Origin of the sequence: Pseudoduganella namucuonensis, from assembly GCF_900116645.1 — a bacterium.
GTDB lineage: Bacteria > Pseudomonadota > Gammaproteobacteria > Burkholderiales > Burkholderiaceae_D > Rugamonas > Rugamonas namucuonensis.
Map to the genome: position 1 here is coordinate 51,258 of NZ_FPBO01000040.1, position 18,816 is coordinate 70,073.

The 18,816-nt window shown below is 70.1% G+C and carries 22 protein-coding genes; 21 read left to right on the forward strand and 1 reads right to left on the reverse strand.

The window, feature by feature from the left end:
- The first annotated feature begins 1 nt into the window (after position 1).
- From BM436_RS29890 to BM436_RS29990, 21 genes are all read left to right on the forward strand, one after another.
- Complete coding sequence (locus BM436_RS29890) at positions 2–334, forward strand: hypothetical protein (protein ID WP_093559692.1); 333 nt, start codon at positions 2–4, stop codon at positions 332–334.
- Complete coding sequence (locus BM436_RS29895; protein WP_093559694.1) at positions 331–786, forward strand: hypothetical protein; 456 nt, start codon at positions 331–333, stop codon at positions 784–786. The genes BM436_RS29890 and BM436_RS29895 overlap by 4 nt, the downstream gene beginning before the upstream one ends.
- Positions 771–1,064, forward strand: a complete 294-nt coding sequence (locus tag BM436_RS29900) for a hypothetical protein (RefSeq protein ID WP_093559696.1) — start codon at positions 771–773, stop codon at positions 1,062–1,064. The genes BM436_RS29895 and BM436_RS29900 overlap by 16 nt, the downstream gene beginning before the upstream one ends.
- Positions 1,061–3,163, forward strand: coding sequence for a type III secretion system export apparatus subunit SctV (sctV, locus tag BM436_RS29905; RefSeq protein WP_093559698.1), 2,103 nt, complete (start codon positions 1,061–1,063; stop codon positions 3,161–3,163). The genes BM436_RS29900 and sctV overlap by 4 nt, the downstream gene beginning before the upstream one ends.
- Before the next feature lie 86 nt (positions 3,164–3,249).
- Positions 3,250–3,723: a hypothetical protein gene (locus BM436_RS29910; RefSeq protein WP_143133365.1), complete on the forward strand. Its 474-nt coding sequence runs from the start codon at positions 3,250–3,252 to the stop codon at positions 3,721–3,723.
- Between the two features lie 12 nt (positions 3,724–3,735).
- Positions 3,736–4,194 (forward strand): hypothetical protein, encoded by a 459-nt coding sequence (locus tag BM436_RS29915; protein ID WP_143133366.1) that lies wholly within the window; start codon positions 3,736–3,738, stop codon positions 4,192–4,194.
- A gap of 131 nt (positions 4,195–4,325) precedes the next feature.
- Positions 4,326–5,558, forward strand: coding sequence for an FHA domain-containing protein (locus tag BM436_RS37305; protein WP_177307626.1), 1,233 nt, complete (start codon positions 4,326–4,328; stop codon positions 5,556–5,558).
- Between the two features lie 11 nt (positions 5,559–5,569).
- Entirely contained in the window at positions 5,570–6,958 is a 1,389-nt protein-coding gene (locus tag BM436_RS29925) for a FliI/YscN family ATPase (protein WP_093559723.1), read from the forward strand.
- A gap of 3 nt (positions 6,959–6,961) precedes the next feature.
- Positions 6,962–7,456: a hypothetical protein gene (locus tag BM436_RS29930; RefSeq protein WP_093559703.1), complete on the forward strand. Its 495-nt coding sequence runs from the start codon at positions 6,962–6,964 to the stop codon at positions 7,454–7,456.
- 2 nt (positions 7,457–7,458) lie between these two features.
- Positions 7,459–8,148, forward strand: a complete 690-nt coding sequence (locus BM436_RS29935; protein WP_143133367.1) for a hypothetical protein — start codon at positions 7,459–7,461, stop codon at positions 8,146–8,148.
- 67 nt (positions 8,149–8,215) lie between these two features.
- Entirely contained in the window at positions 8,216–9,505 is a 1,290-nt protein-coding gene (locus BM436_RS29940) for a FliM/FliN family flagellar motor switch protein (RefSeq protein ID WP_143133368.1), read from the forward strand.
- Positions 9,502–10,161: a type III secretion system export apparatus subunit SctR gene (gene sctR, locus BM436_RS29945; protein WP_093559707.1), complete on the forward strand. Its 660-nt coding sequence runs from the start codon at positions 9,502–9,504 to the stop codon at positions 10,159–10,161. Before BM436_RS29940 ends, sctR begins: the two co-directional genes overlap by 4 nt.
- 10 nt (positions 10,162–10,171) lie before the next feature.
- Entirely contained in the window at positions 10,172–10,435 is a 264-nt protein-coding gene (sctS, locus tag BM436_RS29950) for a type III secretion system export apparatus subunit SctS (RefSeq protein ID WP_093559709.1), read from the forward strand.
- A gap of 6 nt (positions 10,436–10,441) precedes the next feature.
- Positions 10,442–11,236, forward strand: coding sequence for an EscT/YscT/HrcT family type III secretion system export apparatus protein (locus BM436_RS29955; protein ID WP_093559710.1), 795 nt, complete (start codon positions 10,442–10,444; stop codon positions 11,234–11,236).
- 21 nt (positions 11,237–11,257) lie between these two features.
- Entirely contained in the window at positions 11,258–12,376 is a 1,119-nt protein-coding gene (gene sctU / locus BM436_RS29960; RefSeq protein WP_093559712.1) for a type III secretion system export apparatus subunit SctU, read from the forward strand.
- Positions 12,373–13,155, forward strand: a complete 783-nt coding sequence (locus BM436_RS29965) for a hypothetical protein (protein ID WP_143133369.1) — start codon at positions 12,373–12,375, stop codon at positions 13,153–13,155. The genes sctU and BM436_RS29965 overlap by 4 nt, the downstream gene beginning before the upstream one ends.
- A gap of 85 nt (positions 13,156–13,240) precedes the next feature.
- Positions 13,241–13,666 (forward strand): EscF/YscF/HrpA family type III secretion system needle major subunit, encoded by a 426-nt coding sequence (locus BM436_RS29970; protein ID WP_229490867.1) that lies wholly within the window; start codon positions 13,241–13,243, stop codon positions 13,664–13,666.
- 5 nt (positions 13,667–13,671) lie between these two features.
- Positions 13,672–14,514 (forward strand): type III secretion system inner membrane ring lipoprotein SctJ, encoded by an 843-nt coding sequence (sctJ, locus tag BM436_RS29975; RefSeq protein ID WP_093559715.1) that lies wholly within the window; start codon positions 13,672–13,674, stop codon positions 14,512–14,514.
- 14 nt (positions 14,515–14,528) lie between these two features.
- Positions 14,529–15,122 (forward strand): hypothetical protein, encoded by a 594-nt coding sequence (locus BM436_RS29980; protein ID WP_093559717.1) that lies wholly within the window; start codon positions 14,529–14,531, stop codon positions 15,120–15,122.
- 28 nt (positions 15,123–15,150) lie between these two features.
- A complete protein-coding gene (locus BM436_RS29985) occupies positions 15,151–15,855 on the forward strand; it encodes a FliH/SctL family protein (protein WP_177307628.1) in 705 nt (234 codons plus the stop codon).
- 19 nt (positions 15,856–15,874) lie between these two features.
- Positions 15,875–18,310 carry a discoidin domain-containing protein gene (locus tag BM436_RS29990; RefSeq protein WP_093559721.1) on the forward strand — a complete coding sequence of 812 codons (2,436 nt, stop codon included), beginning with the start codon at positions 15,875–15,877 and terminating at the stop codon, positions 18,308–18,310.
- On the opposite strand, the gene BM436_RS29995 is transcribed toward BM436_RS29990, so the two are convergent.
- A partial coding sequence (locus tag BM436_RS29995) for a GGDEF domain-containing protein (RefSeq protein WP_143133370.1) occupies positions 18,307–18,816 on the reverse strand: 510 nt, incomplete at its 5' end. The genes BM436_RS29990 and BM436_RS29995 overlap by 4 nt on opposite strands.

Genomic DNA, 18,816 nt, shown 5'->3' on the forward strand with positions numbered 1-18,816 from the left:
GATGAGAGAACTGCTGATGGAACTGGTGAAACGGGCGCACGCCGAGAATTCCGTGGCCGTGGCGACGCTGGCGGACGGCATCGCCATGCTGGCCTATCCGATGGACGACGGCATGCTGGTCGGCCTCGGCATGGAGGGCGAGTACGCGCGGCGGGTCGACGCCACCCGGCTGCTGCACAAGCGCGCCGGCGACATGGCGCGCTTCGGCGGCTGGCTGCCGGCGCAGCTGAAGGACGGCGCCTGGTATGTGCTCAAGCGCCTGCCCTCCTACCACCAGGACGCGCGCCTCCTCGAAGAGGACGAGGTCGCGGCGGCCGTGGAGCTGCTGAAATGAACGCGCGCATCGCCAGGACCGGCCGCGCCGGCGCGCCCGCGCAGGTCGAGCAGATCGAGCGCGGCGAAATCCACGGCGTGCAAAACGCCGAGCTCGAGTCCAAGTCGCGCCTGCTGCTGAGCCCCGCCGAGGCCGCGCTGTCGCTGCCGCCCTCGACCGAGCTGCCGAACGCGGTCGCGCCGCTGACCGATATCCTCGGCGCCAGGCTGACGGTCGACAACCCGGCCTGGAGCGGCGATCCGGTGCCGGGCATGCGCATGCTGCAGAAGACGCTGGTGGAGGCCTCGCTGCGGATGTCCGAGGAGGTCCGGCCCGACCTGCTGAACGCCATCTCGCTGGTGGAGAAGGCGGTGCAGATGCGGCTGCGCTGGCAGCAGATGCGCAGGAGCGAGGCCGAGGCCGAGGCCGGGCTGGTGGCCGACGACGAGGAGCGCGCATGCGAACCAGGTTGAAGCGCGATGAGATGACCATGGACCAGATCATCGCGATCGGCCTGGTCTGGGGCCATCTGCGCGCGCGCCAGTTCGAGGAGGCCTTCCTGCTGGCCAAGGGCTGCCTGCTGGTCTGGCCGGAAGAGCGCAACCTGATCCTGATGCACGCCTACGCCGCCGCCGAGGTGCTGGAACCGGTGGACACGGAGCGGCTGCTGGCCGCCCGGACCGCCGCCTGCGACGCCTGGATCACGATGGTGCTGCGCCGCGCCGGGATGGCGCCGAAGGGGCAGCCATGAACCTGCTCGCCGTCGTCGTCAAACTGAACGGCTACGCCGCCAAGGTGGCCCAGCGCGCGGAGCTGATCGCCGCAGCGCTGGTGATCGGCATCGTGTTCATGCTGGTGCTGCCGATGCCGCACGCCCTGCTCGACCTGCTGATCGCGCTCAACCTGTGCGTGTCCGGCCTGATCGTGGTGGTGTCGATGTACATGTCCGGCGCCACCGCCTTCTCCACCTTCCCGGCGGTCCTGCTGCTGACCACGCTGTTCCGGCTGGCCATCTCGGTCTCCACCACCCGCCTGATCCTGCTGGAGGGCGACGCCGGCGCCATCGTCGAGACCTTCGGCCAGTTCGTGGTCGGCGGCAACCTGGTGGTCGGCCTGGTGATCTTCCTGATCCTCACCGTGGTGCAATTCATCGTCATCACCAAGGGCTCGGAGCGGGTCTCGGAGGTCTCGGCCCGCTTCACGCTGGACGCCATGCCCGGCAAGCAGATGTCGATCGACAGCGACCTGCGCGCCGGCCTGCTGACGGCCGAGGAGGCGCGCGCCAAGCGCGCCCACCTGGGCCAGGAGAGCCAGCTGCACGGCGCCATGGACGGCGCCATGAAGTTCGTCAAGGGCGACGCCATCGCCGGCCTGTGCATCATGGCCATCAACATGATAGGCGGCATCTCGATCGGCGTCATGCAGCGCGGCCTGCCGGCCGGCGAGGCGCTCAAGGTGTACTCCATCCTGTCGATCGGCGACGCGCTGATCTCGCAGATCCCGGCGCTGCTGATCTCGCTGGGCGCCGGCATGATCACCACCCGCGTCACGGCCGAACACATGGACGCGGACGGCGAGCCCATCGCCACCAACATCGGCCAGGACATCGTCAAGGAGCTGTTCGCCGAACCCAAGGCCCTGCTGACGGCGGCCGCCATCATGCTGCTGTTCGCCAGCATCCCCGGCATGCCGACCGTGACCTTCATGCTGCTCGCGCTGGGCCTGGCCGGCGGCGGCGTGCTGGGCCTGCTGCGGCCGCTGGCCGACGTCGAGAACGCGCGCCAGGAGGCCCAGGCCGACGTCGAGAACGCGGTGATCGTCGACCTGACCAACTTCGCCGCCACCCTGCCCTTCGTGCTGCGCTTCTCGGAGCAGATGGAGGGCACGCCGGAGGCCGAGACCATCCGCACCGCGGTGCGCGTGATGCGCAACATGATCATCGACCGCAGGGGCGTGCCGGACCTGAAGCCGATCGACTTCCAGTACAAGGACACGGTGCCGTTCGGCCGCGTGCAATTCCTGATGGGCGAGGTGCCGCTGGTGGACGAGGAGATCCGCCTGGGCTGGGGCGTGGTGCGCGAGACCGCCGAGCGCATGGCCGAGTTGGGCTTCACGGCGTTCGAGCTGCCGATCGCCGGCACCCGGCGCCGGCGCGTGTGGGCCCGCATCGAGGACGAGGACCAGCTGCGCGAGGCCGGCATCCAGTTCCAGCGCTTCGAGCATGTGCTGGGCTCGGACATCGAGGTGGAAATGCTGCGCAACTGCGCCATGTTCCTGGGCGTGAACGAGGTGATCCGCTTCACGCGCTGGGCCGAGCGGCGCTATCCGGAACTGGGCAAGGAGGTCAACAAGCACGTGCCGCTGACCCGCCTGACCGAGGTGGTGCAGCGCCTGACGCGCGAGGGCGTTTCGCTGCGCAACGCGCGCCTGCTGCTGGAGACCACGCTGGACTGGGCGCAGAAGGAACGCGACCCGGACGTGGTCGCCGACTACGTCCGGCTGGCGCTGAAGCGGCAGATGTGCCACGAGGTGGCGCGCGACGGCGTGATCGAGGTGATCCTGCTGGCGCCCGAACTGGAGGACAGGCTGCGCAACGCCATGCGCCAGACCAGCCAGGGCACCTACCTGGACCTGGACGCGGAAACCGAGCAGATGGTGCTGGACCGCCTGGCCGAGCTCATCACCAACAACTGCTCGCCCATCACGCCGCCGGTGATGGTGACGGCGGCCGACATCCGGCGCTCGGTGCGCAAGCTGATCGAGGAGGAATTCTTCCCGGTGCCGGTGTTCGCGTTCTCGGAACTGACCCAGCACGCCAAGGTGCAGCCGGTGGGCATGGTCGAACTTTAAAGCGGCAAGGAACCGCGGGCCGCCGCCCGACATTCATGGAAAAGAGGCCGCTTCCGCGGCGGCCGTTCAATTAAGGAGAGTACATCATGACAGGCGTTCCATTAAACCTCGTTTCAATGGGCCATATCTCGCACATGCAGGGAGCCGGGGCCCCTGCGCCCGCGCAGGGCACGCCGGAACAGCATTTCGCCAACCATCTGCAGGACCATTACGGCATGCAGATGCAGAACTACAACCAGAACCAGTTGGCCCACCACGCCAACCACTTCGCCACGCAGCATGGCTGCGGCGGCATGCAAGAAATGCAGCAGATGCAGCAGCTCATCCAGCACCTTATGGCTGAATTATCGTTCCTGAAGCACGGGGCGCCGCCGTCGGCGCCGCCGACGCCGCCCAATGGCCCCGGGCACGAGACGCTGCTGCAAGCCCAGGATCGCCTGACCCAGCAGGAGGTGGACACCAAAGCCCATATCCGCATGAACGAAGAGAAATTGGCGGTGGCCGAACTGGAAACCAAGATGGCGAAAAAAATGCGCGACAGCATCCTTCAAAGCATCTAACCGGGAGACACCATGAGCCAGAAACCAACAACACCCACCACGCCGGACGGCGCATTGCGCCTGGACGACATGAGCGACAGCCAGATCCTGGCGCTGATCGCGCGCGCGGAGAACGACCCGTTCGCCGCCAAATCGGTGCAATACCTGCAGAAGCAGGCATGCGAACGCATGACGGAGACGGTGCAGCAGATGCTCGCCAAACTCAACGGCATCGGCGCCGCGCGGGAAAAGAAGGCGCCCGCCGGGCCGATCTCGGTGGTCGCCCTGGCCAGCGCGGCGCGCCAGCGCGAGGCGGCCGGCAAGCAGAAAAAGGAATTCGCCGAGTACCTGGTGATCGGCGCGCTGATGAACCGCGACAATCCCGACTGGAATATCTTCGACGCCGAGGCCAAGCCGGTGCCGCCGCCGCAAAGCGGGGTGCTGGCGCTGCTCAAGCTGAAGACCCCCGCGCCGGCGAAGGCGCCCGCCTGATGTCTTCCGCCTGACGCCGTCGCAACGCAAACCATGGCGGGCCCCGCGGGCTCCGCCCACGGCGCGATGGAACCGCCGGGCCCTCCGGCCCCACCCATCGATATCGGAAGTAACGCAGCGGGAGCACTACCATGTTTGAACTGAGAATTCTGAACGGCCTGCATCGCGGCGCCACCTTGCCCCTGGACGAGCACACCCTGGTCATCGGCGCGGACGACGACGCCGACGTCGTGCTGGTGGACCCGGGCATCGAAACCCGGCACGCCACCCTGGCGCCCGGCCCACAGGGCTGGACCCTGTCCACGCTGGACGGCGCGGTGCTGGGCACGGAGCACAACCGGCCGTTCGCGGCGCTGGAGCTGCGGGACGGCGATTTCGCCCGCCTCGGCCATGTCTGGCTGTGCGTGGCCGGCCAGGACGCGCCCTGGGAAAATCCACCGCCGGAGCCGGCCCAGGGCGACGGCGCCATGGACAACGACGGTCAACCGGCCCCGCAATCCGCCCCCCTCGCGGCCGACGCCGATGGCCCGGACGGCTACGAACCCTATAGCGACTCGCCGCTCGACGATCCCCAGCACGCGCCCCACGCGGCCGCCACTGCCCCGGAACCCATGCCGGCGGCGCCGCCCGCGCAGGCGAGCGCCGCGGCGGAGCCGGCGGCGAAGGCGGCCAAGGCGAAGGCCGCGCCGGCGAAGGCCGTCAAGGCCAGGCCCGCGCGCGGCGCCGGCTGGCGCCGCTGGAAAATGCTGCTGGTGCCGACCGTGCTGGTGACCATCCTGTCCGCCTGCGCGGCCTATTCCATCAAATCCCGGCCCGAGCACGAGGCCGCGCCCGCGGCGTCCTCCATCCCCGCGCCGCGCGGCGCCGGCCCGGCGGCCGAACAGGCCGCCACGCTGCCGGGCGCCCTGCCGGACGGCCAGCCGGCCGCCCTGCCGCCAGGCCCGCCGCCCGCCCAGGCATCGGCGCCGGAGCGGAAAGCGTCCCCGCAGGAGTTGCGCGACGCCTTCCGCACCCGCCTGAAGGAGGTCGACCTGCTGAAGCGCTTCAACCTCGACCTGCGCGACGGCGAATGGACCATGCAGGCCTCCCTGGACGCCGAGGAGGCGGCCCGCTTCGACCGCATCCTGAAGGCCTTCGTGCAAACGCACAACATCAAGTTCCCGGTGCACGCCAGGGTCGGCGGCGCCGAGGTGATGCTGCCGTTCCGCGTGCGCGAGGTCATCTCCGGCGCCAACGCCAGCATCGTCACGCAGGACGGCAAGCGCCTGTACGTGGGCGACGAGCACAAGGGCTTGCGGCTGGTGGCGGTCGATGGCCACCACCTCCAGTTCGACGGCGAACGCAAGATCAAGGTGAAATGGTGAGCGCGGCGCCCATGACGGCCGCCGCGCCGGGCGACCCCACCGACGCCATCGGCGCCAGGGTGGCGGCCCTGCGGCTGCTGGCCCCGCAATGGACCACGGCGCTGCCGCCCCGCCCCGGCTTCACCAGCAACGGCAAGGTGTCGCAGGTGCTGGGCACGCTGATCGAGGCGCACATGCCGCCGGTGCAGATCGGCGAGCTGTGCCACATGGTCAGCGAGAACGACGCCGGCGGCGAACCCATGCTGGCCGAGGTGGTCGGCTTCACCGACAAGTCCGCCATCTTGTCCGCCCTCAGCCCGCTCGAAGGCGTGTCCAACCGCACCGTCATCGTCCCGCTGGGGCGCGCCCACACCATCGAGGTGGGCGACCACCTGTACGGCTGCGTGCTGGACGGCTTCGGCCGGCTGATGCACCGCTCCCAGCTGGTGCCGCCGGCGGTGGGCACCTGGCGCGAGACCGTGCCGGTGATACGCGACTCGCCCAAGCCCAGCGACCGGCCCCGCATCGACACCCCGCTCGCCTCCGGCGTGCGCGCCATCGACGGCATGATCACCATGGGCGTGGGCCAGCGCATCGGCGTGTTCGCCGGTCCCGGCTGCGGCAAGACCACGCTGATGGCCGCCATCGCGCGCGGCTGCAAGGCCGACGTGGTGGTGTTCGGCCTGATCGGCGAACGGGGCCGCGAGCTCAACGAGTTCCTTGAGCACGAACTGGACGCCGAACTGGTGGCCAAGACCATCATCGTGGTCGCCACCTCGGACCGCACCTCGATGGAGCGCTCGCGCGCCGCGTTCACCGCCACGGCGGTGGCCGAGGCCTTCCGCGCGCGCGGCCTGAAGGTGCTGCTGCTGGTCGATTCGCTGACCCGCTTCGCGCGCGCCCAGCGCGAGATCGGCCTGGCGGCGGGCGAGCCGCCCGCGCGCGGCGGCTTCACGCCCTCGGTCTACACCATGCTGCCGCGCCTGATCGAGCGCGCCGGCCGCACGCCGGACGGCGCCATCACCGCCATGTACACGGTGCTGGTGGACGGCGACAACTCGTCCGACCCCATCGGCGACGAGGCCAAGTCGCTGCTCGACGGCCACATCTACCTGCGCTCCAAGCTGGCCGAGCAGGGACACTACCCGGCCATCGACGTGCTCTCCAGCATCAGCCGCATCATGGGCAACGTGGTCTCCCGGGAGCACCGCGCGGCGGCCACCAAGTTCCGCGAGATGCTGGCGCGCTACCAGGAGATGGAACTGATGATACGGCTGGGCGAATACAAGCCCGGCGTCGACCCGGTGGCCGACCGCGCGGTCGGCATGCGCGACGCGCAAATGGGTTTCCTGCGCCAGAACACGTCGACCAGCTCCGACTTCCAGGGCGCCATCGACCAGCTGATCACCATGCAGGCCTGACGCATGGGCGCCGTCGCGGGATTTGGAAAGCCGAAGGCCAAACGCGAGCCGGTCGAGGTGGCCGAACCCAAGCCGCTGGACAAAAGCCTCGACCAGCTGCTCGGCGTGCGCAAGCAGCGCATGGACCGGTACGAGCGGGAGCGCAAGGACGCGCGCCAGGCCTGGCGGGCCGCGCGCGACCACTTCCGCGGGATGAAGCTGGCCTGGCGCGAGGCGGTCGACGGCAGCAAGCAATTCTGGGCGCAGGCGCGCCGCGACTTCATGTCCATGAACACCACCAGCGGCCAGTACCAGAAAAGCAAGGCGGTGTACGAACGCATGAAGCAGGCCGCCGCCGACGAGCGCCTGCGCTGCATGGAGGCGCTGGAGCGCTGCCGCGCCAGGCGCGCCATGTTTTTCACGGCGCGCGCGCGCGTGCTCGCGGCCAACCGGCAACAAGAGAAGCTCACCATCATACGCGACGAAATGCGCAGCCTCCACCAGCAGGAAGGAGCATGACCATGTCCAGGATACAGCCCGGCGCCGGCAACCCCACCGAACGGCCGCCGCAGAAAAAGCCGCCGGCGGCGGGCAACGCGCCACCCTTCACGCCCGCGACCGCGCGTCCCCGGCAGCAGGCCGCGCCGCAGTCCGCCGGCGGCGCGCAGCCGCGCCAGCCGACGGCCAAAACCGTCCGCCAGCCGCGCGCGCAAGCCGCCCCGGACCAGCGCGCGTCCGACGCGTCCACCGCGCCCAGTACGTCCAGCGGGTCCGCCGCGCAGGCGCGCGCGCCGCTCGCCGACACCGGTCCCAACGCCGACACCCGCTTCGACGGCGGCACGCGGTCCGGCCAGTTCTTCGGCGAGTTCCAGGAGACGCTGGACAGCTCGGAGCGCGGCGGCGCCGGCGGCTCGCCGCGGGAATCGCTGGCCGGGACGCTGGCCGAAACGCTGGCGGCGCTGGACCAGGGGCTGGACAGCGCCGAACTCGCGCGCCTGCTGCCGGCCGGCGGCAACGACGGCATTTTCGACGTCATTCTGCCCACCGGCGACCGCCTGGGCGTGGTGGTCAGCGGCCAGTCCTCCGCCCTGTCCTACCTGCTTTCGCCGTCCACGGAAAAGTTCGGCGCCCGCCTGCGCCGGCAACGGATGGAACTGGAGGACCGGATGGAACGACTTACACACAGAAATGTGAACATCACCGTGCTGTAACGCGTCGGCCACGCCGCGAGACCGCATCGGTTCACACCGATCAATGCAGTCTCAACGCCGCCGATCCATGCCCGATACCGTCGATCCCACCTCCCTTGCACCGCGCGCCGCGGTCATCCTGCCGGCGGACTCGCCGCTGGCCGCCGCCGCCCGCGCGCCGGCGCCGGCCAGCCTCGGCGAAGCCCGCGCGCAACTGGCCCGCATGGTGCGCCGCGGCTGCTTCGTCAACCTGCCGCACGCCCCGGCCCTGCTGTCGGTCGAACTGGCCGACGACGCCGCCGGCGCCCGCGCCGAATGGCGCGACTCCCTGTTCCTCGCCCCCGCCGACGGTCCCGGCGCGGACGGCCGCATCGAAATCGCCGATGGCGCGCGCCTGCTGCAGGGCCTGACCGGCATCCATCCCGGCCAGGCGCGGTCGTCCGGCACCGCGCCGTGGCTGGCCGCCGCCCTCGCGGGCAGGCTGGCCGCGACCCCGTTCGCCGGCCTCGGCGTCGCCGCGCCCGGCGCCCCCGCCCACATGGAGGAACACTGCTGCCTGCGGCTGACGCTGCGTTCGCGGCGTCACCTGATCAGCTCATTGGCGCGCGCGCCGGCCGCGGCCTGGCTGGCCTTCCTGTCACGCTGCGACTGGTCGTTCGAACGCGCGCCGGCGCGCCCATGGCTGGCCGCCGTAAGCGAGGAAACCATCTCGATCGCGCGGCACACCCTGCCTTCGGGCGCCCTGTCCAAGCTCGCCCCCGGCGACGTCATCGTGCCGGACAGCCCCCGCTTCGGCCCCGGCGGCGAAGGACGGATACGGCTTGGGCACCGCCATGTCCGCGTGCGCTACGCGGCGCCCAATTCCCTCGAAATACTTGATGTGGAGCGAAAAGTGACAACCGACGATATGGAATACGAGATGGAACACGGCATGGAACACGGGATCGAACAAGAAGCGGGCGCCTCGGGCGCCGATCCGCTGGAGGACGAACCGGAGGACGGCCGGGACGCGGGCGGCGGCGAAGCCGTCGACGGCGAAGCCCCCGGCGACGAAATCCCCGACGGCGAAGCCGAGGCGCTCTTCGCCGAACTGGACGCCGCGCCGGACGCGGACCTCGCGGACGCCTCGCCGGACACGGCCGGCGACGTCTATGCCGGGCTCGACGCCTTCCCCGTCACGCTGGCCTTCGAGCTGGGCAAGGTGTCCCTGCCGCTGGCCGACGCGCGCACGCTGGGCCCCGGCGCGGTGGTGCTGCTCGACGGCGGCTCGCCCGCCTCGGTCGCCATCGTCTCGGCCGGGCGCACGCTGGGCCGCGGCGAGATCGTCGACGTGGCGGGCCAGCTGGGCATCCGCGTCATCCAGTGGGGTGCGCCATGATGAACAGCCAGTTCGACGTCGTCTCGTTCTCGCTGCTGCTGGCGATGCTGTCGTTCATCCCCATGGTGGTGCTGACGACGACCTCCTTCCTGAAAATCTCGCTGGTGCTGATGGTGTTGCGCAACGCGGTGGGCGTGCAGCAGGTGCCGCCCACGCTGGCCATCTACGGCATCTCGCTGGCGCTGAGCGTGTTCGTGATGGCGCCGACCATGCAGCAGGTGGGCAAGAGCGTGATGAGCATCGACATGAGCGCCAGCACCTCGCGCACCACGCCGCTGCTGCAGCACCTGGGCGAGGCGTTCGGCCCCATGCGCGAGTTCATGGTCAAGACCAGCAAGCCGGAACACCGGGAACTGTTCCTGAACTCGGCGAAAAAGCTGTGGCCGAAGGAGATGGCGCAGGAGGCCACGCCCACCGACGCGCTGATCCTGGTGCCGGCCCACGTGGTGTCGGAGCTGCAGGCCGGCTACGAGATCGGCTTCCTGATCTACATACCGTTCGTGGTGATCGACCTGCTGATCTCCAACCTCTTGATGGCGCTGGGCATGCAGCAGGTCAGCCCGCAGACCATCACCATTCCGCTGAAGCTGCTGCTGTTCACCCTGGTGGACGGCTGGGCCAAGTTGCTCAACGCGCTCGCCCTCTCTTACGTTTAAAGGATAGACCATGGCCGAAACCCTCAACTTCTTCCAGCAGGGCCTGCTGCTGTCCATCATGCTGTCGGCGCCGCCGCTGCTGATCGCCGCCGCCTGCGGCATGGTGGTCTCGCTGATCCAGGCGGTGACCCAGATCCAGGACCAGACCCTGCCCTACGTCGTCAAGCTGGTGGCGGTGGGCGCCACCCTGGCCGCCACCGGGCGCTGGATCGGCGTCGAACTGATCGAGCTGACCAACCTGGCGTTCACGCTGGTGCCGGACATCGGCCGCTAGGGCGACATGAACTCCTCGCTCCTCATCGACATCAACAACGCGGCCATCAGCATGGCGCTGATCGCGCCGCGCTCCATCGTCTGCCTGATGATACTGCCGGGCTTCGGCCTGAGCGTGCTGCAGGGCGCGGCGCGCTACCTGGCCGCCATGGCCATCGTGCTGCCGGCCGCGCTGCCGACCTTCCACTACGTGCAGGCCGCGCCGCCGGACTTCATCGTCGCCGCCGTGCTCGCGTTCAAGGAGGCCATGGTCGGCCTGCTGCTGGGCGTCATGCTGTCGGTGCCGTTCTGGGTGGTGCAATCGGTGGCGTCCATCTTCGACAGCCAGCGCGCGGCGGTGCAGGTGCAGGCCAACAACGCCTCGGTCGACCGCGACGCCAGCGCGCTGGGCGGCATGCTGCTGCAGGCCACCATGATCGTGATGATGCAGGCCGGCCTGTTCGTGGCGCTGGCGCGCATCCTGATCGAAAGCTACGGCCTGTGGCCGGCGTTCAGCTTCACGCCGCCCTTCGAACCGGGCCACGTCACCGTCCTGATCAAGCGCTTCGGCGAGTTCTTCTGGCACGTGATCGTGTACGGCGCGCCGGTGATGATCCCGCTGATATTCATCGAGTTCGCGTTCGCGATGGTGGGCGTGTTCGCCTCCAACCTGCAGGTGTCCTCGATGTCGGCCCCGATCAAGAGCCTGGTGGGCATGTTCGTCCTGCTGGCGTTCTGGCCGACCTTTTCGCACTATATCGCGGGGGACTTCTCGCGCCTGCTCGACATCGTGGCGGAGCTGCTGCAGGTCAGCCCGCGCTAACCGACACTCCGGAGCCGCCGCATGAGCGACGACAAAACAGAAGAACCCACAGACAAGAAGATAGAGGACGCCCGCAAGAAGGGCCAGATCGCGATGAGCCGCGACCTGGCCAAGGTGGGGCCGCTGCTGGCCATCGCGGAAATCGCCTTCATCACCGAGCCGCAATGGCGCGGCGCCGTGCACTCGCAGATGGAGCTGGGCCTGATGCGCATCGGCCAGCCCTTCCTGCCGGCGCTGATGGAGGTGATGACCGGCTCCGGCATCCTGCTGCTGATCACCTTCCTGATGTGCTTCGTGGTGTGCATCCCGGTCGCCGTCGTCTTCCACTGGGGCCAGTTCGGCATCCTGATCGCGCCGGAAGCGGCCACCATGAAGTTCGACAAGCTCAACCCCGTCAACGGCATCAAGGGCATCTTCTCCAAGAAGAAGCTGTTCGAGGTCATGATCTCGGTCGCCAAGGCGAGCCTGATCGGCTGGTTCGTCTACATCCAGGTGCGCTCGGAACTGCCGTCCATCATCCAGCTGGCCGGCGGCTCGCCCAGCGACGCCTACTTCGGCTTCATCGGCATGCTGCGCGACATCTTCCACGCGCTGGTCGGCGTGTGCATCCTGGTCGGCATCGTCGACCTGGGGATACAGAAGGCCTTCCACAAGAAGGACCTGATGATGGACAAGGAGGAGATCAAGCGCGAGTACAAGGAGTCCGAAGGGGACCCCATGGTCAAGGGCCAACGCAAGCAGCTGGCGCGGGAATGGGCCAACGAGGAGCCGGCCGCGCGCACCGAGAACGCCAACGCGGTGGTGGTCAATCCCACCCACTTCGCGGTCGCCATGTTCTACGACCCGTCGGAGGCCATGGTGCCGGTGGTGCTGGCCAAGGGCAAGGACGACATCGCCCAGGCCATGATACGGCGCGCGCGCGAGCACAACATCCCGGTGATCCGCCACGTCTGGCTGGCGCGCACGCTGTACGCGACCGGCAAGGCCGACAACGTGATTCCGAAATCGAGCTACGAGGCCGTGGCCCAGGTGTACGCCGTGGTGAACGAGCTGGTGGCGATGCAGGACACGGGCCGGGAAGTCGAACTGGAAAGCCTGGGCGAACCGCCCGAATCGTATCGCAAGAAAGAGAACCAATGAAACAACACGACATGACTCCCTTGCCGCCTCGCGCGGCGCCCATCGCAGCGGAGGCCACGGCGCCGTCCACGGCCCCGGCCGCCGCCACTTCCAGCCTGGCCGCGGGCGTGGCCGCCATAGACGCGGCCGCGCCGTCCGGCGCCGGCGCCGGTGGCGCGGACATGCTGATTTCCGAGCCGAAGGGGGGCTTGCCCATGCCGCAGGGCGCGGCGATGCGGAAAGCGGCGCTGGACCTGCTGTACGAGAACGCCAGGGAGCGCCCCGGAGCGGCCGGCAGGGACAAGGTGGAGGCGGGACATGAACCCGCCCCACCGGCCGGGCGCCTGTGGCGCGAGCGCAGGCTGGGCCGGCTGTTCCCTCCGGTGCCAGAGAGCGAGCCGGAAGAGCTGATCCTGGAGTCCGGCGCCGCCGATTGGCTGCTGGTGGTCCCCGTCGGCGCGACGGAACCGGGCCATATCGCCCCTGTCGGGCCGGGCAAGGGCCGGAAGTCCGGCGGTGGCGGCGGCGGCGGACGCGCGGCGCCGCCGGGCGCCTGGTTCGGCGAGGATGCCCCGGGAGAGGGCGGCGACCGGCTGCATCGGGTCGCCGTCGTGGCCGACACCTTCATCGAGCCGTTGCGGCCGCCGAAAATGGACCGCCCGGGCAGCCTGCCCGCGCTGCGTCCCAAATCCAAGGCCGAGTGCGAACGCCGCTGCGGCAGCGACGGCTTTTGCGATCCGTCCGCCCCGCTCGGCTGCGGCGGCGTGCACTGCGGCCGGCGGCACGACATATTGGATTGATTGTCCGCCTTGTGGAACCCCGGGCTCGCGATTCGCCACACAAGTACAGCCGACAGCGATGTCGTGAAACCTAGAGGAGCGAATTGTGGAACTGAACACCATTGCGATGAACGCGCCGAAGATGCGCGCGGGCGGCGGCGCCGATCAAGGCGCGCAGCTGAAGATCGATATCCAGGCGCTGGATCACAGCGGCAGCGACCAGTTCCGCGCCGCGCTGGACCGCCAGGGCGGCATGGGCGCGGCGGGCGGCGGCGCCCCCGCCGGCAAGGCGGGCGGCGCCAATTCGCTGGGCCGCGTGCTGGCCGGACGCACCACCGAACTGGCCGCCGAGGTGAAGAAGGACCAGCAATACGTCTCCAAGCTGCTGGAGAGCGCGACCCGCAGCGGCGACAAGATCGACCTGATGCGCGCGATGATGGCGCTCAGCGACTTCCAGCTGCGGGTGCAGACGATCTCCAAGACGGTGTCCAAGGCCGCGACATCGATCGACTCCCTGACCAAGCTGCAATAACACCCATGAACACCACCCAGACCATGCGGCGCCTGCTGCTGTACGCGGGCATGCTGTGCGTGATCGGCCTGTTGAGCGCCTGCTCCAAGGTCGTCACCCTGCAATCGAACCTGTCGGACACCGACGCCAACGAGATCGTGATGGTGCTGAACCAGCAGGGCATCGTGGTCGAAAAGAAGCCCGGCAAGGAAGGCGTCGGCCTGATGCTGGCCGAGACCGACCTGGCGCGCGCCACGTCCATCATGAACGGCGCCGGCCTGCCGCGCCGCGGCAGGGAGAGCCTGGGCGAGGTGTTCAAGAAGCAGGGCATGATTTCCACGCCGCTGGAGGAGCGCGTGCGCTATCTGCACGGCCTGTCCGAGGAACTGGGCTACACGCTGCAGCAGTTCGACAATGTGATCTCGGCGCGCGTACACGTGGTGCTGCCCGAGCGGGTCGCCCCCGGCGAACCGATCCAGCCCTCCTCGGCCGCCGTGTTCATCAAGTACCGGCCGCCGATCGACGAGGACGCCATCACGCCGCGGGTCCAGCGCCTGGTGGCCTCCAGCATTCCCGGCCTGGCCAGCGAGGACGGCCGCGCCAAGGTGTCGGTGGTGCTGACGCCCGGCGAGGCCGCGCTGCCCGGCGTGAAATGGACCACGATAGGGCCGTTCAAGGTCGACGTGGACTCCGCCCGCGGCCTGCTGGCCACCCTGATCGCGCTCGGCGTCGTCGGCGCGCTGGGGCTGGCGGCGGGCGGCTACACGCTGGTGAAGGGGCGCGGCAAGCTGGGCAAACCCGGCAAGGGCAAGGCGGACGCCGGCGCCGCCGAGGCGGCGGGCGCGAAAGCGGCCAAGGCCGCCGCTTAGAAAGGGAGGCGCACATGCTGTCGGACGCCTTCATCGACTGGTGGTTCTCGCCCTGGCGCTACGCGGCCGGCGGCCCCGCCCTGCCGGCGCTGGCCGCCGACCCGCTCGCCGAGCGCGATCAATACGGCGACTGGTGCGCCGCCGCCGGCCTGCGCGCCGACATGCCCGGCGACTTCGATCCCGGCTGGCAGGTGGCCGCGGTGGACACCGCGCATCTGCTGCGCAGGGCGGCCGCGCTGTTCGGCGGCCTGGTCGCCGCGCGCGCCCAGGACCAGCCGGTGCTGGGCCACCTGTCCATAGCCGACCGCCGCTGGTGCATGAGCATCGCCCTCACCCAGCCCCTGAAGGGATGCGGCGATGTCCCGTTCCACCCGGGCGACCCGGTGGAGGTGCGCGGCCTGACGGAACTGGCCCGCCGCGTCGAGCACGGCTTCCCCGGCATCTGGGCGCGGCTCCGGCTGTCGCTGCCCGAGCCGCTCGCCGACCGGGTGGACACCCTGCTGCCGGCCGCGCCGGCCTTCCACGCGGCCACCGCCGCATCGGAGCTGCGCGTGCAGCGCTGCTGGCAGTTGTGCCACGCGCGCGCCGCCAGCCATGGCGCGGCTTGAGTTCCGCCATCCCCCCAGAGGAGACGCCTTGAACAGTTTTTGTGTCGACACCATTCCCGGCAACCCGCACCTGCGCGCGCCGCACGGCATACTGCGCGCCGCCGCGCTGCCCATCACGGCCGACGCGCGGCATGCCGCCCGATTGCTTGCGCGCGAGGCCCGGGCCGGCGCGGACCGGCTGCTGGGCGCGGCGCGCGCCGAGGCCGGCGCCCTGGCCGCGAACGCGCGCGCCAGCGCCGACGGCGTCCTGGCCGACGCGCGCGCCGAGGCCGAGCGGCTGCTCTCCGAGGCGCGCGAGCAGGCGAGCCGGCTGAGCGCCGCCGAGCGGCAGCGCGTGACCGAGCAGGCCGCCGAACTGCTGCAATCGCTCGAGCGGGCCAACGACGCCATCCTGGAGCGGGTGCAGGACATCGTCACCGGCCTCGCCCACACCCTGTACGACCGCCTGGTGATGGAGACCACGCCGCGCGAGCGCATCGACGCCTCGCTCAGGCGCGTGCTGCAGGAGGCCCCCCCTAAACTGGTCGACGCGCAGCTGCGCGCGCATCCGGACGACGTGGCGCTGCTGCCGGCGCTGGACTGGCCGGTCAAGACCGATCAGGCGCTGGCGCGCGGCGCATGCCGGCTGGAGGCCTCGAACGGCCAGTGGTGCGCCAACTTCGACCTCGCGGTGCGGGACTTGAAGGCGGCGTTCGCGCAAAGAATCGAAGAGCGCAGTTCCGATCCATCGTAAACAAAGAGAAGATAGTGGCATGAAAATCAAGACGAATATGCAAGTGGCGGCCTGCGGCTGGCTGGCCGGCGGCCTGATCCTGGCCAGCCCGGTCCCGGCGGCGCACGCCGCGCCGGCCGCCTTCGCGCACCCGGGCGTCCTGCTCAGCCGGGCGGACCTGGACGCCGTCAAGGCCGACCTGGACAAGGAACCGTGGAAGTCGGCCTACGACAAGCTGAAAAACGACGCGCGCTCGCAAAAGACCTACGCCATGCAGGGACCGTGGGCCACCGTCAGCCGCAACCCCAACGTCCGCCTCGGCGAATGGCAAAGCGACATGCAGGCGGTCTACAACTTGGCACGCATGTGGTACTTCACCGGCGACAACGACTACGCCCAGCGGGCGCACGACGTGCTGCTGGCCTGGGCCACCACGCAAACCGCCTTCGGCGGCGCCGAGGCGGCGTTCGCGATCGGCGACAGCCGCTGCGCCACGGCGGCCGACATCCTGCGCGCCACCTGGCCCGGCTGGACCGCCGGCGACACTGGCGCCGTGCAGAACTACTTCAACACCGTGTTCTGGCCGGTGCTGGCCGTGCCCGGCCCGCTGTTCACCGGATCGCAGGGCATGGAGCAGTTGACCGGGGCGCTCGGCGTCGCCATCTTCAACGAGGACGCCACCAAGTTCGACCAGGTGCTGGCGGCCTTCCAGACCGACGCCAACACCGGCCTGCGCGGCACGCTGCCCAACGGCGAGGTGGTCGACACCGGCCGCGACCAGGGCCACACCAGCCTGTACGTCCGGCTGGCGGCCGAGATGGGCCAGGCCTTCTGGAACCAGGGCGTGGACGTGTTCTCGCTGCTCGACAACCGCATCCTCGCCGTCGGCGAATACTACGCCCGCTACCACCTGCCGGACAGCGCGCCATCCTACGTCCCCTTCGGCGGCATGTCGTGGGGCGTCTTCAACGCGATCGCCGGGGCGCCCCGCTCCACCACGCAGGCGCGCACCGCGCTCAACCTGCTGCACACCGCCTACGCCGTGCGCAAGGGCGTGGACACGCACTGGGTCGACCTGTACGCCACCGACCAGGTCGAGGACACCGACAGCTTCATGTTCCGCCGCCGCGGCGACACCTCGGCCGCCACGCCCCCCGCGCCTCCGTCGCCGCCTCCGGTGGCGACGCTCACCGGCGGGCTGACGTCGGCCGACCTGCACGGCGCCGCCCCGGCCGGCGCGACGGCCTACGCCGCCGGCGCCTGGACGCTGACGGGCGGCTACAACGGCCAGGCGCCCGCCGGCAGCAAGCCCACCATCCGCTTCGCCCACCGGCCCGTGACCGGCGACTTCACCATGATCGCCAAGGTCAACGCCGTCTCCAGCGCCGGATCGAACGACGCCCAGGCCGGCATCATGATCCGCGACGTGGCGACCGGCCAGTCCGTCAGCCAGAGCTACATCGCGATGACCACCGACCACCGCTACGGCTGGAACGAGCGCGGCGCCACGGCCATGGCCTACTCGTGGATGGCCGGCGCGGTCAACCCGGCGCCGCAACTGCCCTACTGGATCAAGATGGAGCGCATCGGCAAACGGGTCCAGACCTCCACCTCGCCCGACGGCGCCAGCTGGAGCGGCGCCAACAGCAACGACTTCGCCAACATGCCGGCCACCGCCTACGTCGGCCTGTTCGCCTCATCGGCCGTCACCGGCCAGGCCAGCACGGCGACCTTCAGCGACGTGGCCATCACCGGCGGCGACGGCGGCGGCGTGACCAACGCGCCGCCCACGCCGCTGTCGGTGGTCGCCACGCCCGCCGACGGCCGCGTCATCGTGCGCTGGACCGAGGCCCACGGCGCCACCGGCTACCAGGTGCTGCGCTCCACCGCCGGCGGCGGCCCGTACACCGAGGTGGCCGCCGTCGGCAACACCACCTGGACCGACACCGCGGCCGCCAACGGCACCCGCTACCACTACGTGGTGACCGCCTCGAACACGGCCGGCACCAGCGGCCAGTCGCCGGAGGACAGCGCGCTGCCGGCGCCGTCGTGGGTCAACGTCGCCTTCGGCGGAACGGCGACGGCCAGCAGCACCGGCGACGGCGCGGCCAGCCTGGCCTTCGACGGCAATCCGGGTTCGCGCTGGCACGCCGCCACGACGGCGGTGCCGCAGTGGCTGCGCTACGACTTCGGAGCCGGCGTCGCGCAGACCATCCGGCGCTATGGCGTGACCAGCTCCGTCGATTCGCCGAGCCGCGATCCGTCCGCCTGGCAGCTGCAGGCGTCGCAGGACGGCAGCGACTGGGTGGTGCTCGACAGCCAGAGCGCCCAGGCGTTCGCGTTCAAGTACCAGACCCGCTACTACGACGTCGCCAACGACACGGCCTACCGCCATTACCGCCTGTACATCAGCGGCGGCGCGAACGTGCAGGTCGCCGAACTGGGACTGTACGCCAACACCGGCGGCGCGAACTAGCACGGCGAGGGCGCGATCGTCTGCTCCGCGAAGCCGACGCGGTCGCGGCCCTCGTGCTTCGCCCGGTAGAGCGCCTCGTCGGCCCGGCGCAGCAGCTCGGCGGGGCCGGCCGGCCCCCCCGGCGAGAACATGACCGCGCCGAAACTGGCGGTGACGGCGAGCGTGCGCTGCTCGCCGATATCGACCGGGCCGGTGCGCACGGCCAGGCGCAGCGCCTCGATCCGGTTGGCGCCGGCCGGCAGCGTCAGCCCCGGCAACAGGGCCATGAACTCCTCTCCGCCATAGCGGCCCACCGCATCGTAGGGCCGCACGAACGAGGTGAGGCGCCGCGCCACCTCGACCAGCACGGCGTCGCCGGCCAGGTGGCCGTGGGTGTCGTTGACGCGCTTGAAATGGTCCAGGTCCAGCAGCACCAGCACGAAGTGCTCGCCGGTGCGCAGGCATTTTTCGATCTCGCGCTCCATCAGTTCCATCATCGCGCCGCGGTTCCAGATGCGCGTGAGGCC

What these genes read in the sequence shown, in the direction of transcription:
- BM436_RS29925 (WP_093559723.1), top strand. Translation starts at nt 5,570, where the DNA reads ATGACGGCCGCCGCGCCGGGCGACCCCACCGACGCCATCGGCGCCAGG.
- BM436_RS29980 (WP_093559717.1), top strand. Translation starts at nt 14,529, where the DNA reads ATGCTGTCGGACGCCTTCATCGACTGGTGGTTCTCGCCCTGGCGCTAC.
- sctJ (WP_093559715.1), top strand. Translation starts at nt 13,672, where the DNA reads ATGAACACCACCCAGACCATGCGGCGCCTGCTGCTGTACGCGGGCATG.
- sctU (WP_093559712.1), top strand. Translation starts at nt 11,258, where the DNA reads ATGAGCGACGACAAAACAGAAGAACCCACAGACAAGAAGATAGAGGAC.
- sctS (WP_093559709.1), top strand. Translation starts at nt 10,172, where the DNA reads ATGGCCGAAACCCTCAACTTCTTCCAGCAGGGCCTGCTGCTGTCCATC.
- BM436_RS29930 (WP_093559703.1), top strand. Translation starts at nt 6,962, where the DNA reads ATGGGCGCCGTCGCGGGATTTGGAAAGCCGAAGGCCAAACGCGAGCCG.
- BM436_RS29895 (WP_093559694.1), top strand. Translation starts at nt 331, where the DNA reads ATGAACGCGCGCATCGCCAGGACCGGCCGCGCCGGCGCGCCCGCGCAG.
- BM436_RS29955 (WP_093559710.1), top strand. Translation starts at nt 10,442, where the DNA reads ATGAACTCCTCGCTCCTCATCGACATCAACAACGCGGCCATCAGCATG.
- BM436_RS29890 (WP_093559692.1), top strand. Translation starts at nt 2, where the DNA reads ATGAGAGAACTGCTGATGGAACTGGTGAAACGGGCGCACGCCGAGAAT.
- BM436_RS29935 (WP_143133367.1), top strand. Translation starts at nt 7,459, where the DNA reads ATGTCCAGGATACAGCCCGGCGCCGGCAACCCCACCGAACGGCCGCCG.
- BM436_RS29990 (WP_093559721.1), top strand. Translation starts at nt 15,875, where the DNA reads ATGAAAATCAAGACGAATATGCAAGTGGCGGCCTGCGGCTGGCTGGCC.
- BM436_RS29940 (WP_143133368.1), top strand. Translation starts at nt 8,216, where the DNA reads ATGCCCGATACCGTCGATCCCACCTCCCTTGCACCGCGCGCCGCGGTC.
- BM436_RS29910 (WP_143133365.1), top strand. Translation starts at nt 3,250, where the DNA reads ATGACAGGCGTTCCATTAAACCTCGTTTCAATGGGCCATATCTCGCAC.
- BM436_RS29915 (WP_143133366.1), top strand. Translation starts at nt 3,736, where the DNA reads ATGAGCCAGAAACCAACAACACCCACCACGCCGGACGGCGCATTGCGC.
- sctR (WP_093559707.1), top strand. Translation starts at nt 9,502, where the DNA reads ATGATGAACAGCCAGTTCGACGTCGTCTCGTTCTCGCTGCTGCTGGCG.
- BM436_RS37305 (WP_177307626.1), top strand. Translation starts at nt 4,326, where the DNA reads ATGTTTGAACTGAGAATTCTGAACGGCCTGCATCGCGGCGCCACCTTG.
- BM436_RS29900 (WP_093559696.1), top strand. Translation starts at nt 771, where the DNA reads ATGCGAACCAGGTTGAAGCGCGATGAGATGACCATGGACCAGATCATC.
- sctV (WP_093559698.1), top strand. Translation starts at nt 1,061, where the DNA reads ATGAACCTGCTCGCCGTCGTCGTCAAACTGAACGGCTACGCCGCCAAG.
- BM436_RS29965 (WP_143133369.1), top strand. Translation starts at nt 12,373, where the DNA reads ATGAAACAACACGACATGACTCCCTTGCCGCCTCGCGCGGCGCCCATC.